This window comes from Flavobacterium sp. ENC, assembly GCF_020991415.1.
Lineage (GTDB): Bacteria > Bacteroidota > Bacteroidia > Flavobacteriales > Flavobacteriaceae > Flavobacterium.
The window spans coordinates 89,411-109,501 of the sequence record NZ_JAJMOY010000011.1 but is presented as its reverse complement, the minus strand read 5'-3'; the positions used below and the strand labels follow the sequence as shown (position 1 = coordinate 109,501).

Below are 20,091 nucleotides of genomic sequence, written 5' to 3'. Positions count from 1 at the left end.
TTCTAAATTGGTAAGTCTTGCTGTTATGACACTTCATGTAATGATGATAAGTGATTTACTTTTTTAATTGTATGTTCAACAGACTTAAAAACATTGTTTTAAACACTTTACTACTTCGTTTTTTTATAAAAACTATATTCCTGATACGGTCATACTGGAGATTTCCCCGAAAACACGGAAGGCGGCGTCCAGTATTGCCGTAGAAGAACTATTGTCCTGCAGCGCCCTGCTTGTGGCTACGACAGGCCATTTTATTCTGAATACATTCATTCCGTTTTGAAGAAAATCTGTCGGGATTTCTATCTTATGGGTTTGCCATTTAGCACCAACAGAAAGCTTGGTCACTTCTGTATCATTCACATACAATGTTACTGCATCCTTGTTTTCAGTAATGATTCCCGGTATTCTTAGGGATATGGATAGTGATGCTTTTGTTTTGGCATCTGCTACGACAAAAAAATCAGATTTGCTGTCTCTTGCCTGTAAGAAAGCCGTTTTTTGTCCCTGATATTCATCGTAAGAAGTCGCGTGATAATAATTTTGCAGCAGGTTGATGCGTCTGTTTTTGACACTATGATTGTCTAAACGAATTTTGAGTAAGTAATTGGTAATATCAACTCCATTCGATTTCAATACTGTTGTCATGGCATCTACCAGTTCCAGTTCCATGTTTTTCATATTCCTTGCCGGAACAAGTGCATGTACATAACGGTCCAGTTTGGTATTGTCTTCTAATATTTTCTCCAGTGACTTACAAACATTATTCGCTGCTCCCCTGCTAATCATATCACAGTAATAAACCATTGTTTTGGCTATATCCTTCCATTTTGACAAGGATTCCGAACAGTGATACAACAGAATATCATAAGATTGTCCCCAGTGAGCATTGTGTATTGCCGCAAATAAGTGCCCTAATGCCAGTACTTCGTTTGACGGAATGATTGTTTTTACATCTTTATGTGTTTTTCTGGAATCATCAAATTCCTGAAGCACTTTTTTGTAAACCGCCTCCATAGCCACCTGAATTCCGGCAACACTAAAGTGACAGTAATCCAGGAACAATTCTCTTCCCGGTACTTTGCCTTCTAAATGCGCTTTAAAGACAGCCGGTAAATCAATTACTTCGATTCCATAGCTTGCTGCCTTGGCCAGTATGGTTTCCTGAACGATCTTAAAGGTTCTCGGTTTACTGTTTGTTCTGCAAAAGAGCGCGGTATCCCTTGCCATTTCCAAATAATGCCTGGCTTCCTTGTACTGCTCGTTTTTGATGCTGCAATCTGCCAATAGCTCAAATCCGTAGGGATGGCTTGGGTCGATTTCTGTCATTTGCTGTGCTTGTGCAATACAGCTTTCGATATTGCCTGATGCAAGATTTTCTTCAGCGCTTTCTTTCGCATCCATCCAGCTTTTTAATTTTTCATAAGGCAATTCAGAAACGACACGTTCTCCCGGTGTACTTCTGCAATCTAACAGGTTGAATTCCGGAATTGCAAACAGTACCGGAACTCCGTTTTTCTTCGAAACGGTTCCCACAAACGCTAAAAAGTCATCGACAATAGTACTGAAGTAGTCTTCAATTAACGGTTTTGCAATTGCAATTCCGTCTTCCCCCTGCGTTAATTCCTGTAAGGCAGTTTGCTTTTTCTGACTGTTGCCAATAGACACCAATAAGTCTTCTCTCCAGTTATTTCCGGCCAGAAAGACAACCATATCCGGTTCCATTGCCATGCATTCCAGATATCTTTCTTTGATTCCGGCCATTCCCAGATTGGTTTCGGCTAAGTCAATTATTTCGTAGCCATACAGTTCTTTATTAGAATTTAATAATTGGTCTAAAACAATTGCCGGTGTATATTCCGGATCTAATAAAAATCCTCTCGTTACAGATTCTCCCAACAGGACAATACGTTTTTTATTCGATTTCGCCGGAATGGTCTGTATATCTGCAAAATAACTCCACCTGTCTTTTAGCACAATATCTCTCTGATAATATTTTTTACCATCCCTGGTATCTGGCTTGTAGATACCCACGTGTGATTTGAATGGATTTTCAGCAACCGTTTCTTCTTTGTTTTTTTCCGGATTTGTGTAACCCAGCTTTTCCATTAAGTCCAAAACAGTTTGTTGATTTTCGTCGGTAACGGGTAATAATGCTGCTAAGTCAGTAGCAACTACTTTATCTAATTCTGAAGGTCTTGACATGATTTTTCTCTTTTAAGGATTAAATGAATGTGTATACATTTGGATTGAGCTCGAAACGTCCTCTTTCGGTAAAGTTGTTATTAATCATTTCAAGCATTGTAATTTCATTTCCTTCTTTACTTATAATGAAATCTTCCAGCACTAAACAATCGATATCAGTAGTTATAAAACAGACCAACGCATCTTCGGGTGTACAAACGATAGGTTCATCCTTGATATTAAAAGAGGTATTCAGCAAAATCGGACAATTGGTCAGCTTATCAAATTCACGAAGTAATTGTGCAAATCTTGGATTATCCGCATCATTAACCGATTGAATCCTGGCCGAATTGTCTACGTGTGTAATGGCAGGCATATCTATAACCGATTTTACCTGGCAGGTTTCCAGCATAAAAGGAGAAGCATGATCGATATCAAAATGCTCGAACATTTTTTCTTCCAGAACGGCCGGTGCAAAAGGCCTGAAACCCTCTCTTTTTTTCACCATCGCATTGATACGGTCTCTCATATCCAGTACTCTTGGGTCGCCTAGAATAGAACGTGCTCCCAATGATCTTGGTCCAAATTCCATTCTTCCGTTAAACCAGCCAATTACTTTTCCTTCTGCCAGTTTTTGAGCTACTCTTTCAAGTGTATCTCCGTCTGCCCTGCAGTCTTCGTAGTTTAAAGATGTCGCACTTAAAAGGTTTTCAACGTCTTTTCCGGTATAGGAAGGCCCTAAATACACATTTGTAAGCGGTTGGATTTTATCTTCAGGATATAATTCCGTGTACGCCAGTGCCGCTGCTCCCAATGCGCAGCCTGAATCCCCTGATGCGGGCTGTACATACATTTTTTTGAAAGGGGAATTTTTTAATATTTTACCATTTGCCACACAGTTTAAAGCCACTCCGCCGGCCATGCATAAATTTTCTTCTCCTGTTTTTTCATGCAGGAAGTTGGCCATTTTAATAAGGGTTTCTTCCAGGAAAGTCTGTAAACTTTTGGCAATATCCATATAATGCTGCCCCATTTCTGCATCTTTCTCTCTTACCGGTATTCCGAATAGTTTTGGCAGTTCGTCAGAATACATGCGTTCTCCTCGTAAAAAGTCAAAATATTTTAAGTTCAGGGTATATTTTCCGTCTTCCTCCAGGTTCAGCAACTGATGCATTTGCTCCAGATACTTGTTCTCTCCGTAAGGCGCCAGTCCCATCACTTTATATTCCCCGCCGTTTACTTCGAATCCTAAATAGCTGGTGATGGTGCTGTAAAGCAATCCTATTGAGTCCGGGAATGTCACTTCACCAAATAGTTCCACCTTATTGTTTTTTCCTGTTCCGTAAGTCGTAGTAGCCCATTCTCCCACGCCGTCTACCGTTAAAATAGCTGCGGAATCAAATCCGGAGAAATAAAAAGTACTTGCTGCGTGCGACTGGTGATGTTCGTAGAATTTAATCGGACCATCATATCCCAATTCCTTGCGAATTTGTTTGATAACATGCCCCGGATCTATTTCGTAAATGGAATCAGTGGTAGCCTGATTGCTGATACTCCATAACTGGCGTTCCGACTTTTTAACCGGATCTTCATAATAAGCGATACAGTCAATATCAGAGATACTTATCCCTGCCTGATCTAAGCAATACATGAAAGCATTTACCGGTAAATCCGGATCATTTTTTTTTCTTGAAAATCGCTCTTCTTCTACCGCCGCGATTAGTTTTCCGTTTTGAATTATGCAACATGCTGAATCATGGTAAAAAGCAGAGATGCCAATAATGTTTCTATTCATCAGATTTAGTTTTAATGTTAGTTGATTATTAATTAAGTTAGAAGTCTGTACTGATATCAGAACCGAAAAAATCGGAAGCCAGCTGTTCTTGTTGGCGTTCTGTATCAGTTAAGAAATCAAATTCTATTAGCGAACGTTGTGAATCTGTAATCACCAGGGCTATCAGACTGTTCATATGTGCTATGAGTTGTTCTATACGTTCTTTTTTAAATAAACCGGTATTATATTCGATAGTACCGATTATGGTATCTCCTACATCAGCAAACTGGAATCGAAGATCACTTTTACTGATATTCATAGGTTCTTTGATCGGGTTTACCGTAATACCTTTCATTTCCAAATCCGATTCTTTGTGTAAATCCACATTCTGAAGAATCATTACGACATCGAATAAGGGAGATCTGCTTAAGTCTTTCTTTAAATTCAAGTCTTCAATAAGCGTATCAAAAGGATATTCCTGGTGTTCAAAAGCCGCTATTGCCGTTTTCTTTATTTCGGACAGAAAATCAACAAATTTCAGGGCAGGATCAAATTTACTGCGCAGTGCGAGCGTATTTAAGTAATAGCCAATCTGTCCCTCCAGATCCGGATGTTCCCTTCCTGCAATTGGTGTTCCGACGATGATGTCTTCCTGTCCGGAATAGTGGTACAGAATCGTTTTTACGACGGACAGTAACCCCATAAATAATGTTGTGTTCTGATCCTGCAACAATTGTTTAAACTGAGCTGCTGCAGCTGCAGGAAACTCAAAATGCAGTTCTGATCCGTTGAAAGTCTGAATCGGCGGTCTCGGAAAATCAGTAGGAAGGTATAAAACAGGAATTTCTCCCTGCAATTCTTTCATCCAAAACTCACGATGTTTTACAAGTCCGTTGGCAGACAATTCGTTTTCTTTCCAGGCAACATAATCTTTGTACTGAACAGTTAATGGTGCTAAATTGTGCTCTTTATTTTCTAATAAAGCATTGTAAATTGACAATACTTCTTTCACAAAGATTTGTAAAGACCATTCGTCTGAAATGATATGATGCTTGACAAACAATAACATATGATTTTCAGCATCCAGCTTCAAAAGTTTCACTTTCATCAAAGGTCCGTTCTGAAGATCAAAAGGATGGTAAGCAAGGTTTTGAACCTCTTTATCAATAATGACCTGCTGTTCTTTGATTTCCTGAAGATCTGCAAATTCCAATTCAAAAGATTGCTCTTGCATGGATTGAATTTTTTGTCTTGGTTCTCCATTTTTTAAAACAAAGATGGTGCGCAGACTTTCGTGACGATTTATAATCTGATCAAAAGCTTCCTGCAATATTTCTATCTGAAGTTTGCCCTCCATTTGGTAACGCATAAAGATATTAAAAGTGCTTTCCCCGTTTTGCTGTTGGGTTTCCTGCACCCATAAACGACGCTGTGCGTGTGACAAGGCATAATCTTCCTGCTCTACTGCTTTTCCAATAGCAGTGTAGGCATCTCCTTTTGATGCGGCTATTAAGGAAGCCTGTGCTTTTAATGTCGAATGGTTGAAAATTTCCCCAATGCTCAACTGCACTTCGTGATTTTTATAAACCCTTGAGATCAGCTGAATTGCTTTTAAAGACGATCCCCCTAAATCAAAAAAGGAGTCTTTTCTTCCAATGCTGCTTTGCGGAATATTTAGTAATTCTGCCCATATAGCACTTAGTGAAGTTTCAATCGCACCATTTGGTGCTTCGTAGTTACTGCCTCGCAATAATTCTGATGGTTTTGGTAAGGCACGTTTGTCTACTTTTCCGTTTAGGGTCAACGGAAATTCCGCTACATAAATAAAGTAATCCGGAATACTGCTGCGGTCTAATTGTGCCGATAAAAGCAGACGCAATTCGCCGGAACCGTATTCTGTTCCGCTGTAGTAACACAGCAATGAATCTGTCGTGGCATCGGTGTGTAATACCAATTCTACCTGTCCTACTCCTTCTAAGTTTAGTAACGAACTGCGTATTCCATCGAGTTCGACACGTACGCCATGAAGTTTGATCTGATCGTCAATTCTTCCCAGTATCTCTAAGTTACCATCATTGTCATAACGCCCTAAGTCCCCCGTTCTGCACACCAGGTCTTCACGATCTGAAACCAGTGGATTCTGTACCAATAAAGCTGCCGTAAGTTCCTGATCTAAATAGCCTTTACTGATGTACGGGCTTTTGATGTATACTTCTCCGATTTCTCCCCACATGCTCAGTCCACTATCGTTGATCACTGCGATCATACTGTTGGCAATGGCCTGTCCCACCGGTAAAACGGTACCGGGATCTAAATCTTCGTTTGGAATGTGGTAACAGCTTTTCAATACTGTCGTTTCGGTTAGTCCGTATAAATTGCTCATACGGGCCGAGTGTCCCGAAAGCGAACGCCATAAGGCAATATCACGTCCGTATAATTTTTCTCCTGCCAGTACAACTTCTTTTATATTATTTAAATGAATATTATGTTCTACAAGGCTATTGGTCAATAATCTGAATAAAGAAGGAACCGTTTGTATAATGGTTACCTTTTCTGCTGAAAGCCATTGGCCCAGCAACACCATATTCTCACGCGTTTTCGCAGCCGGAATACACAGACAGCTTCCTGAAATCAAACTTGTTAAGATGTCTTTTAAACTGGCATCAAAAGTCACTGATGCAATCTGGCTTACCCGGCTTTCGGTATTGAATCCGAAGGTATTTTTGTGCCAGTTGATATAGTGCGCGATACTTTCCTGATTCCCAACGATTGCTTTCGACTTTCCGGTGGTACCCGAACTGTAGAAAATATAACTGCTGTTATCAATTGGATAATCAATGGCAACATTTTCTTCACTGTAATTTGCTACACTATAAGCGGAAACGACAAACTCGCCTGAAGCGTTACGTTCCTGAACGGTCAGTATTCCTTCTTCAGAAAATAATACAACTTTTTCCAGTCTTGTTTGTGAAAGGTCAAGTGTTTCCTTTAAGGCATTATACGCTTTTTCAGCCGCTATCAGAGTCGTCATTTTCGTATCTGAAAATACCTGCGCTGTTCTGTTTTTTGAAAATTCAGCAGCCATCGGAACATAAGTGGCACCGGTTTTGAAACACGCCATCAATGTTGCGATCAATTCTTTTCCTGAAGGCAGTAATACGCCAATCGCATTTTCAGGCTGTAGGTCAAGATCTCCTAACAAACGGGCGATTTGATTACTAAATCCATTGATTTGCTGATACGTATATGATACTTCCTCCAGTGCCAGCGCTTCTTTTTGAGGATATGCCGCTACAATTGCTTCAAACGCTTTGTGTATGTATTGTGGTTGTTCTTTTTGTATTGTTTTCTCAAACCAGTCTAAGTTTTCCGATTCTGTATTTTCTAAATACTGAATTTCTTTCAGGGGCTGCTCCGGGGCTTCAACTATAATGGTTAACAGATTTTTCATATGGGTTACCATACGGGAAATACGTGCTTCATCATATAATTCAGTACTATATTCGATACTTCCCTCCAGAAAAGTTCCCTGGTCCATAAACTGGAAGCGCAAATCACCTTTACTGATTTTTAAGTCTTCTCCCTGCGCTGAAACTTCCAGACCTTCCATTTCAATACCTTCCAAAAGATCGAGCTGTACATTTTGCAATATCACCACAACATCGAAAAGGGCACCTCTGTTTTTCGGTGGATAGACGCCTAAATCTTCAATCAGCATGTCTAAAGGATATACCTGATGACTGAATCCGTCTAAACTTACTTTTTTGACTTCGCTTAGTAATGCATTGAATCCTTCTTCTCCCGAAAATCTGGATCGCAGTGCCAGGGTGTTCAAATACAATCCAATTTGGTCTTCCAAATCCGGATGTTGTCTTCCTGCTACCGGAGTTCCGATTATAATATCCTGATTTCCGGTGTATTTATAAAATAATGCTTTTACTAAAGAAGTAACCCCCATAAATAAGGTCGCCCCCTGAGTTTTGGATAATTCTTTTAGTTTTGAACTTAGTGTTTCGTCCAGCCTGAAATAATATTGTGCTCCTTCGTGATTCATTATTTCAGGACGTTGCCTGTCAGAAGCAAGTTCCAGCACAGGAATGTCTCCTTTAAATTGTTCCAACCAATATTCTTTATGCTCCAACAATTTATCGCCGCTTAGTTCTGCCAGCTGCCAGGCAGTGTAATCTTTGTACTGAATTGGCAAACGCTCCAAATCGCTTATTTTTCCTTTTACAGCGGCGTTGTAAAATACGACCAGATCTCTTACCATAACCTGCATGGACCATTCATCGGAAATAATATGATGCATGGCAAATAGCAGTTCGTGCTTATTTTCTTCCTGCTTCAGTATATCAATATTGAATAATGGAGCTGTATCCAAATGGAAGACTTTAGTGGAAAGTGTTTCTTTTTTTGCTTGTTTTGCCGCCTCATTATCTTTCGAAATATCAAAATAATCGATTCCGATTGTTAGGTCAGAAGCGTCTATAATACGTTGTCTCGGTGATCCGTTTACCAATTCGAATATGGTTCTCAAGCTTTCATGACGGGCGATTACTTGCTGAAAAGCAAATTCAAAAGCATCCTTATGAAACGCCCCGGTCAGCATATAACTCGTCAGTACATTATGAGTAATGGCATTTTTGGACTGTTCTACCTGCAGCCAGGTTCTTAACTGTGTTGCTGATAACGGATAGGTATCTTCCTCTTGGATTTTCGGAATCGAAATATAATTTACGGTATCCGAATTCGAAATTAAGAATGCCTGTTCTGCAAGCGTCGGTCTGCTGAAGATGTCTCCAATGTTTAGCTGTACCTGGTATTGTTTGTGAATTTTTGTTATTAATTGAATGGCTCTTAGCGAATGTCCTCCGGAATCAAAGAAATTATCTTCAACTCCTATTCTTTCCCTATTTAAAACTTCTCTCCATATAATTACCAGACTTTCTTCAACAGTATTTCTTGGTTCAACATAGGTAGTATCTAATTTAATTTCCGGTTCGGGTAATTTTCTTTTATCTATTTTACCACTTGCATTTAATGGAAAATCTGCCAATTGAATCAGATAAGGAGGAACCATATAATTCGGCAGGAAAGTTTTCAGGTAATCCTTCACTGCTGCAGGCTTAATCTCTTCGCTAGCTGTGTAATATGCTACCAAAGCTGTATCGCCTTCATTGACATATTTGGTCACTAACGTTTCAATTACCAGAGCGTGTGATTTAATGACTTTCTCAATTTCATTTAATTCTATGCGGTATCCTCTAATCTTTACCTGATTGTCAATACGTCCCAGGAAATCAATATTCCCATCCGGTAAACGAACTCCTTTGTCTCCTGTACGGTACATCATTCCGGCACCGAATGGATTTTTTATAAATTTTTCATTAGAAAGCTCTTCTCTGTTTAAATATCCTCTTGCAATTGCTGCTTCACCTGAGATACAGATTTCCCCATAAATTCCTTCTCCGGTTAGGTTTAATAATTGATCAAGAATATGCACCTGAACATTCCCGATAGCTTCTCCGATTGGTAATCTCACTCTGTGATTATCTTCCGTTTTCACTTCATAAATATTTGTCCAAACAGCACATTCTGTCGGCCCGTAACCATTATAAGTAACTGTTACGGCGCTACTTTTTACAGCCTGATCTTTGTTGATAGCATCTCCGACTGACATCACTTTCCTTAAAAATTTCAATTCGTCAATAGCAACTAAAGAAAAATATGCCGCCGGTAATATTGCAATCGTTACCTCTTTAGCAGCCATATATTTTACCAGCGCAACAGCATCTTTGATGATATTGTTTTTTGCGATTAACAAACGTGCTCCATTAGCTAATGCTAAAAAGAATTCAAATACAGACCCGTCAAAAATCAGGGAGGAAAATTGAATAACACAATCGTTTGTGGTTACTTTAAACTCTTCTCTCTCATTGTACACCATGTGTACCCCATTGCGATGTTCAAGCATTACTCCTTTTGGCTGTCCGGTAGATCCTGAAGTATAATAAATATAGGATAAATCTGAAGCTTCGTTTACTTTTACAGGGTTCTTTATGGATGTTTCCAACAAATCAAACTCTATATCAATTGCGAACAGGTTTCCTTCAAAATTGCCCGCATTAAATAGATTTACGGATTCTGTGATGAGTACTTTGGTATTTGCATCTGACAGCATAAAGTTATTTCGCTCTGTCGAATTACCCGAATCGATTGGCAGATAGACACCTCCGGATTTTAAAATTCCCAGAAATCCAATTATAAGCCATTCGTTTCGCTCTACCATTAACGCAACCGTCTCTCCTCTTGTTACTTTATATTCTTCACGTAAATGATGTGCTAACTGGTTCGCCAGTGCATTAAGATGCTCATATGTAAATGTTTTGTTTTCAAACTCAAGTGCTATGGCATTTGGTGTTGCTGCTGCCTGCTGTTCAAAAATATCTACTAATGTTTCGTTCTTATCGTAGTTTATTACTTTTTGGTTCAGCTCATTAAGTAGCCAGTTTTGTTCTCTTTCTGTTAGATAGTTAAGTCTGCTTATTGCTGCTGCAGGTCCTTCGATTACTGAATTTATTAAAGCTGTTATATGCCCTAATACATTTTCCATACGATGTTTGCTGTAGATATCGCTATTGAACTCTAACGTCAGTGAAATATTGGATTCGTTTTCTATAAAATAGAAACGCAGGTCTGCTTTACTAATAGGCACATCTAATTGATTTTCAGTAACCAAAAGACCTTCAAATTCCGGAATTTCATTTTTATCGATTAAATTTTCTAACACAACCACTACATCAAATAATGGCGACCGACTCATATCGCGTTCGACATGCAGTTCGTTTATTAATAAGTCAAAGGGATAGATCTGATGTTTGTGCGCATTAAGGACATTGTCTTTTACTTTTTTAGCAAGGGAATTAAATGTCTCGTTCTCGCTAATTTTAGTTCTTAATACCAGTGTATTGATAAAAAATCCGATCTGGTCTCTTAAATCCGGATGTTCCCTGCCAGCAGAAGGTGAACCAATAATGATATCATTTTGTCCTGTATAGCGGTGCAGTAATAATTTTACAAGTGTTACCAGACCCATATAAAGCGTTGTTTCCTGTGCTTCTAAACAAGCTCTGAATGCAGTACTTATTTCCGGGCTTAAACGAAGATGTACCTGATCGCCTTTAAAGGTTTGCACCGGAGGTCTTGGGAAATCTGTCGGCAGATCTAATACTTCTATTTCTTCTTCAAACTGCGCTAACCAATAGGCTCTGTGCACAGATAATTGCTCCGTTTGCATTTCTTTCTCCTGCCAGGCTGCATAGTCTTTGTACTGAATTGGCAATGCTGGCCATACAGGTGTTGTATTTTCTAAAAATGCTTTGTATGCTTCCAGTACTTCTCTAACAAAAACATGAACGGATCGCTCATCAAAAATAATATGATGCACACAAAGAAAGAAAAGGTATTCTTCCTCTGCGACTTTAATGATATGCGCTTTTACTAATGGTGCTTTTTCCAGATTGAAAGGAATTAAGGATAATTCCAGTGCCTTGTCTTGTGCATATTCCTTAGGATTTGCAACATTTACAGCATCTTCCTGCGTCACTTCAAATGAATATTCTTCTGAGGTCAGGATTTTTTGATACGCTTCTCCTTGTACGGTGATAAAGCAAGTTCGTAAGCTTTCATGTCTTTCTATTACGAATTGAAAGGCATTGTTTAGAGCTTTACTATTTAGGTCTCCCTGAAGCCAATAGGTTACAGGAATACTGTTTACAGCTTCTGTTTCATCTTCAAATTGTTCCAGCAGCCATAATCTAAGCTGTGCATAGGAAAGTTTGTAAAGAGGCTTCCCGGCAACTTTTTCAATTTTTTGGTAACTCGTTTTGGCGGAAGCTTTTAACAAAGAGATCTGATCTCTAAAAACCGGATGGATAAAGATATCTTCCAGTTCCAGTTTGATTTCCAGTTTTTTAAACAATTGTGAAATTAATTGAATGGCCCGTAAGGAATGACCTCCGACAGAAAAGAAGTTATCCTGAATTTCGATTTCCTGAATTCCTAAAACATTTTGCCATACTTCCAGTAATCCGGCTTCTATCGCATCTTTGGGAACTACGATTTCTTTTGCGGCCGTTTCTAAATAACCCGGCAATGCTTTTTTATCAATTTTTCCACTATTATTTTGGGGTAACTGCTTTAGATAAATAATATGGGACGGGATCATGTAGTCCGGCAAAAAGTTTTTCAGGTGTTCCTGAACAACATTGGTTTCCAGCGCCTCCGGACCTTCGTAATAGGCTACTAAAAACTTATCATTACCTTCTCCTTTGGTAATTACCGCTGCATTGTCAATTTGCGGATGATTGTTCAATACGCTCTCAATCTCTCCCGGTTCTATTCTGTAGCCTCTTATTTTTACCTGTGTATCGACACGGCCCAGGAAATCAATATTTCCATCTGAATACCAGGAAGCCAAATCGCCTGTTTTATATAATTTTCCGTTACCAAAAGGATTTTTCAAAAAGCTTTTTTCTGTTAACTCTTTTTTATTTAAATATCCCTGCGCAACACCAACACCGCCAATATACATTTCACCGGGAATTCCTACAGCCTGGGGCTGAAGAAATTCATTTAAAATGTATATCTGAAGGTTGCCGATTGGTTTTCCGATTGGCAATCTCTGATATTTAAGATCTGAAGAATGAACCTGATGAATGGTTGCCCAGACGGCACATTCCGTAGGACCATAACAGTTCATATAAGTTAATGACCTGCTATACTCTATGGCCAGCTGTTTATTTGCTACATCCCCCGCCGTAATGATCAATCGTAAAAAAGAAAGTTCTTTTACAGGTATTGCTGCTAAATAAGCCGGAGGAAGAATAACGATAGATACTTCTTTCGTTTTTAAATAACTGGTAAGCGCGGCAACATCTTTTAAGACTTTATTATCTGCAAGTACCAAACTTGCGCCTGAAGTAATCGCCATAAAAATTTCGGCAATCGAAGCATCAAAGGATGGCGAAGCAAACTGCAACACATTATCTCCTACAGACGGGCTGAATATAATGTGCTCATTTTTAACCATATTGACACAATTTTCATGAGAAACCAATACGCCTTTTGGCTGCCCTGAAGAACCTGATGTATAAATTACATAAGCCGAATCAGCTGCAGTATAGTCCGGTATGAGATTTTGTTCGTGTTTCCCGATCGCTTCATAAATTTCATCTACACTAAAAGCATTAGAGATAAAATCTGAAGAACGATTTATCATGCTGCTTTCCGTAATCAATAATGAAATTTCAGCATCCGAAATGATATATTTTATGCGTTCCGCCGGGCTGGAGAAATCTATCGGGATATAAACTGCACCCACTTTCAGAATAGAAAGCATTCCGATGATTAACCATTCGTTTCTATTCACCATTAAACCAACATGCGTGCCTTTAGTCACATCAAAATGTTCTTGTAAAGACTTTGCAAGTGTGTTGACAGCAATGTTCAGTTCGTCGTACGTCCAGGATTTTGCTGCCGTCTGAAGTGCAATGGCATGAGGCGTCGCCTCAACCTGTTGTTCAAATAACTGAACTAAAGTTAATTGTTCATCATAGTCAAAAGATTCACGGTTAAAATCATACAGTACTTGCTGGCGTTCTTTGGCTGTAATATAATTCAGTTCCTTTATTTTTTGAGCTGGTTTTTCCACCACTGCGCGCATCAGCTCTTCAAAATGTATACAGAATCGCTGCATTCTTTCTTCAAGGAAAAGATCTGTATTGTATTCTATATTTAAGTTAATTTCGTTTTCGTTTTCTACAAAAAACAACCTGAGATCGACTTTACTCTTTTCATTGATCAGCATATGGTCTTCAATAAGAATGCCTTCCATATCCGGCAGCTTATGGTTGTTTTCCATGTTTTGAATCAAAACCACAATATCAAATAAAGGAGACCTGCTTAAATCCCTGCTAAAACCCAAATCCTCTACCAATAAATCGAACGGATAGATTTGATGGTCAAATGCTTCAATAACAACATTTTTTACCTTCTTTAAAAAGTCCGTAAAAGTTTCATCGGTATTGAGTAGTGTTCTCAAAGGCAGCGCATTGATATAAAAACCAATCTGATCCTCTAAATCTGCATGGTCCCTTCCTGCCGCGGGTGTTCCTACTATGATGTCTTTTTCACCTGTATATTTATGAACCAGCACTTTTGTAATTGCCATCAGTCCGGCAAACAAAGTTGCTTTTTCAGCTGCTACTAACGATTTGAATTCTACCACCAATTGGGAATCAAAAGAATATTTAAGCTGGGTGCTGTTAAATGTTTTCAGGGAAGGCCTTGGTGCATCTGTTGGTAAATCTACTACAGGAATTTCACCTTCTAATTTATCCAGCCAATAGCTTCTGTGTACATTAAGAGCATCGCCTGCCAATTCCTGTAATTGCCATGCAGCATAATCTTTATACTGAATTGAAAGGGATGGTAAGCTGATTTCTGCTTTTTGTTCTAAAGCATTGTATATCGTCAAAAATTCAGTAATTAAGTTTTTGATAGACCATTCATCTGTAATAATATGGTGCATGCTTAGCAGGAACAAGTATCTTTTGTCCTCAACTTTACTTATTTGCACTCTTAACAATTGACCGCCTGCCAGATTGAAAGAGTTAAAAGCTGCTTTTTCAGATAAAGTTGTAGCTGTTTGTATAGCATTATAGTCATCTGACAGATCGTGATAGTCAATGCTAAAATCAACTTTATCCGGATCAGCAACAAACTGATACGGAATTCCGTCGATTTCCCTGAAATTCGTTCTCAGAATTTCATGACGTTCAATAAGACGCTTAAATGCTTCTGTTACAGACGCGATATTCAGACTTCCATTGAGCCAGTAACTCATGGGGATATTGTAAGCTGTTGAACCTAAAGACTCAAATTGTTCCAATATCCATAATCTGCGTTGTGCATGTGATAGTTTATAATGATCCTGAGCTTTTACAGGAGTGATGTTTGTATAGCGACTTACACTTAACTGATCTATATATGCAGCCAAATCAACCAGTTTTGGATATTCGAAAACATCTTTTAATCGTATCTGAACATTTAATTTCTTATGTAGGCTAAGTATCAACTGAATCGCTTTTAAGGAATGTCCGCCAATTTCAAAGAAATCATCGGTCGTACTTATTTCGTTCACAACCAGTATGGATTGCCATAATTCAGCCAGTACCTGTTCTGTATTGGTTTGTGGCACTGTAAGTATTCTTTCCTTTAATTCAATACCTCTTTCTGCCAGTTTTTTTCTGCTGATTTTACCATTATGTGTTAAGGGAAAATCTTCTAGTTGCACTATGTGGCCCGGTACCATATAAGCCGGCAACTTGCTGCGAAGCAGTTCTTTTAGATCTGTCACATCAACAATTTCTTTTCCGGTAATATAGGCCAGCAGATCATTTCCTTTGACGATTACAACGGCCTGGTTTACTTTTGAATCGCTTTCTAGTAATGATTCAATTTCACCAAGTTCAATTCGATATCCTCTCAGTTTTACCTGACCATCACCTCTTCCAATATAAAGTAATCTTCCATTAAAATCCCATTGGCATAAATCACCAGTATCATAAATAATTTCGTCGTTGTTAAAAGGATTTCTAACAAACTTTTTTATTGTCAGTTCAGGATCGGTATATCCTTTTGCTACTCCTGACCCGCCAATAAACAATTTTCCTGTGACCCCGTGAGGCACCAATTGTCCAAGCTCATCAAGGATGTAAAGTGTTGTATTGTATATGGCTTTCCCTATTGAATTTAAATCTGCTTCACTTTGAATGTACTGTGAGGTTGACCATATAGTTGTTTCCGTCGGACCAAACATATTGTAAAGTTCGCCGGGTATTTCTAACAAACGTTTTCCTAATGCAAGGGGTAAAAACTCCCCTCCGGATATTTTTTTCACTGAAGTTGCAGCTTTCCAGCCTGTTTCTAAAAGTAAGTTCCAGACACTTGGCGTAGCCTGTACTATAGTGGCTCCGCTTTCATCAATCAGTGCGGATAACAATCCTGGATCTGTGATTACTGCAGACGGAGCAATAATAACCGAACCACCCACACCTAATGTGGTAAAAAATTCCAGTACCGAAATATCAAATGTAAAAGTAGTAATCGCCAATAATTGGTCCTTACTGGAAACATCAAGAATATCTACTACTGATTTCAATAGATTTATTACGGAATTATGCTGAATCATCACTCCTTTTGGTCTTCCTGTAGAGCCTGAAGTGTAGATTACATAAGCCAGATCTTCTCCGCTTAGCGCTACATTCAATCGTGTTTTTGGATAGCTTTCTAAGGTTTCTTTCAGATCCTTACTATTTACACTTGTTACTGCATATTCTGTCAATATTCTGTCGGCAAGCAATAAGCATACATTTCCATCGCTTATCATATAGTCCACACGATCGGATGGATAGGCCGGATCTATAGGCAGATAAGCCCCTCCGGCTTTTAATACACCCAAAATACTGATCAGCATATACTCGCTTCGATCCTGTATAATACCCACGATACTTCCCTTAACAATAGCATGCTGAGTTTGTAAGTAATGGGCTAAGGCATTGGAGCGTTCCTCCAGTTCCTGATAACTCAGTGTGATATTTTCGTACTTTAAAGCCAGGGCTTCTTTTTGTTTGTCTGCCCGTGCTTCAAAAAGTGAAATAAGGGTACTCGCTGAAAATCGGGAAACTATTTCTCCCTGATACTCTTTGAGTAATATTTTTTGTTCGTCTGCTTCTATTAAGGGTAGATGATCTAATGAAAGAGTACTATCGGTAATGATACTCTCCATTAGTTTTCCGAGATGAATGCCTAATCGTTTAATGCGTTCAGCACTATAAATATCGGTATTGTATTCAATGTGAAGACTAATGTGTCCTGAAGTGTTTTCTCTAAACCAAAAAGTAAGATCGTATAAACTTGTTTCTACGGCTACACGTACATACGAAACATCTAAGCCTTCCATTTCTATTGCATCTTCTAATAGTGCATCATCACTCTCCAGGATAACTGCTACATCATATAACGGAAAGCGGCTTAAATCTCTCGACAGCTGCAGTTCATCTACTAATAAATCAAAAGGATAGGATTGATTTTCATAGCCTTCCAGACACGTTTTTTTGACTAATTGTAATAGTTTTGTAAAACTGTCAGTTCCCTGAAACCTGGTTCTTAGGGCGAGATTGTTGATATAAAACCCAATCTGATTCTCTAAATCGGAGTGTTCTCTTCCGGCAACCGGTGTTCCAATGATAATGTCTTCCTGTCCGCTGTATCGGTACAACAGTACTTTGATCAGCGAGACAAACCCCATGAACGCTGTACTGTCCTGTTCTTTTACATAGTGCTTAAAAGCATGGCTGGTTTGTTCTGAAAAACTAACATACGACTGTGCCCCGTTGTAGGTTTGTACCGAAGGACGGACATGATCTGATGGCAGGTCCAATACAGGCAATTCTCCTGCCAGCTGTTCCAGCCAGTATTTGCGGGAATCTGCCAGCTCTCCTTTTGAAAGTTCTTGTAACTGCCAGGCTGCATAGTCTTTGTATTGGATTGGTAATGGTGAAAAAGATTTTTCTTCTGCCTTTACAATTGAGTTGTAATAATTTACTAAATCACGCACCAATACCTGCATCGACCAGGCATCTGAAATAATATGATGAATAGCAAATAACAAACGATAATGATTGTTTCCTAAATCTAATAATACAGCTTTAAACAGGGGGCCTTTTGATAAATCAAAAGATGAAGCAGTCATTGAGGCCAAAACTTCTTCAATAGCATCTTCTTTGTTTTTGCTGCCGGATACATCCGTTACGGGTATCTCAAAAGGGATGTTTTCTTTCTGTTGTATCAACTGACGCGGCTCGCCGTCCTTTATAATAAAGATCGTTCGTAAACTCTCGTGGCGTTCGATTAATCTTCTAAAAGACTCCGTTAAAGCAGTAAGGTCTAATGTACCCTGAATATCATAACTGATCGGACGGCTATACGCTGTAAGGTCTTCCTGCAGCTGATCTAAAACCCACAAACGGCGCTGTGCGTGTGATAGTGCATAATCCTCCTGCTCAGCCACCTGCTTAAGCGAACTGTATACCGTTTCTCCTTTTGATGCGGTTATTAATGTGGCCTGTGCTTTTAATGTTGACTGATTGAAGATTTCCCCAATGCTCAACTGTACTTCGTGCTGCTTGTATACGCGGGAGATCAGCTGAATCGCTTTTAGAGAAGAACCTCCTAAATCAAAAAACGAATCGTTTCTTCCTATACTGTTTTGCGGAACCCCTAAAAGTTCTGCCCAAATAGTGCTTAGTGAAGTTTCAATCGTACCGCTTGGTGCTTCATAATTACTGCCTTTCAATAATTCTGAAGGTTTTGGTAAAGAACGCTTGTCTACTTTCCCATTTAAGGTCAACGGAAATTCCGCTATATAAATAAAGTAATCCGGAATACTGCTGCGGTCTAATGTTGCCGATAAAAGCAGACGCAATTCTCCGGAACCGTATTCGGTTCCGCTATAATAACATAACAGGGAATCTGCCGTGGCATCGGTGTGTAATACCAATTCTACCTGCCCCACTCCTTCTAAGTTTAACAACGAACTGCGTATTCCATCGAGTTCTATGCGTACACCGTGAAGTTTGATCTGATCGTCGATTCTTCCCAGGATCTCAAGGTTTCCATCACTGTTATAACGGCCCAAATCGCCGGTTCGGCACACCAGGTCTTCCCGATCAGTAACCAATGGATTCTGTACAAACAGCGCTGCTGTAAGTTCTTGATCCAGGTAGCCTTTACTCAAAAAACGGCTTTTGATATACACTTCGCCGATTTCTTCGTCGTTGCAAATTTCATCTTTATTAATGACTGCAATGAGTGTATTGCTAATCGCTTTACCGACAGGCAATACGGTCCCTGGATCTAAATCTCCCTCCGGAATGTGGTAACAGCTTTTCAGAACTGTCGTTTCGGTTAGTCCGTATAAGTTGCTCATACGGGCTGTATGCCCGGAAAGTGAGCGCCATAAGGCAACATCACGTCCGTATAATTTTTCTCCTGCCAGAACAACTTCTTTGATGTCTTGTAAAGAAAGATTCTGTTCTGTCAGGCTGTTCGTTAATAATCTGAATAAAGAGGGAACCGTTTGTAAAATGGTTACTTTTTCTGCTGAAAGCCATTGGCCCAGCAAAAGCATATTCTCACGGGTTTTCACAGCCGGAATGCACAAACAGCTTCCTGAAGTTAAACTTGTTAAGATGTCTTTCAAACTCGCATCAAAAGTGATTGATGCAATCTGGCTTACACGGCTTTCGGTATTGAATCCAAAGGTGTTTTTGTGCCAGTTGATATAGTGCGCAATACTTTCCTGATTCCCCACGATTGCTTTCGACTTGCCGGTGGTACCCGAACTGTAGAAAATATAACTGCTGTTATCAATTGGATAATCAATAGCGATGTTCTCTTGACTATAATTATTTAAATTATAATCCGTTAGCAGATATTCTCCTGCTGAGCTTGCTTTGTATATTTCTAAACTGGTCTGCTCCAATGCAATCAAATCTAAATTTCCTAGTCCCAAATCTCCTAAAAGAGAAGAACCGGATGCTTTAAAAACCAAAACATGTGTAAAGGCATAATCAATATCGGTACTTTGAAATATGGACCATGAAGCATCATCCGTGATTAGAACTTTCATACCTGTTTCTGAAACAGCCTGCTGCATACGTGCCCGCGAAAAACTATTAGATAGGGGTACATAGGTAATCCCTGTCTTCAAACAAGACAGTAAACTTCCAATTAATTCTTTTCCACTTGGCAATAATACACCAACTGAATCGTCAGAAGACAAGCCTGTATCCGCTAACAAACCGCTTAACTGGTTCGCAAATGCATTTAAGGAGGCATAAGTCGTACCGCCATTAGCTTCTGCTAATGCCGTATGGTCAGGATAAGAGGATACAATATCCTCAAATGTTTTGTATAAGAATTTGTCTTTCACAACGGAAAATGTTTAAGTAATTTCTAAAAAGAGACTTTATGAAAATTCAGAAGTATTGCAGGCTGGTTTATTTTGAAAT

At 39.2% G+C, this 20,091-nt stretch carries 3 protein-coding genes; all 3 read right to left on the bottom strand.

Annotated elements, in window-relative coordinates; translation table 11 throughout:
• Positions 1-132: 132 nt before the first annotated feature.
• From LPB89_RS20220 to LPB89_RS20210, 3 genes are read right to left on the bottom strand one after another with little or no spacing between them, the layout of a single operon-like run.
• Positions 133-2,202 carry a hypothetical protein gene (locus LPB89_RS20220; protein ID WP_230703453.1) on the bottom strand — a complete coding sequence of 690 codons (2,070 nt, stop codon included), beginning with the start codon at positions 2,200-2,202 and terminating at the stop codon, positions 133-135.
• Positions 2,203-2,221: 19 nt separating this feature from the next.
• Positions 2,222-3,976: a carbamoyltransferase gene (locus LPB89_RS20215; protein ID WP_230703452.1), complete on the bottom strand. Its 1,755-nt coding sequence runs from the start codon at positions 3,974-3,976 to the stop codon at positions 2,222-2,224.
• Positions 3,977-4,013: 37 nt separating this feature from the next.
• Positions 4,014-20,012 carry a non-ribosomal peptide synthetase gene (locus LPB89_RS20210; protein WP_230703451.1) on the bottom strand — a complete coding sequence of 5,333 codons (15,999 nt, stop codon included), beginning with the start codon at positions 20,010-20,012 and terminating at the stop codon, positions 4,014-4,016.
• Between the last annotated feature and the right edge of the window lie 79 nt (positions 20,013-20,091).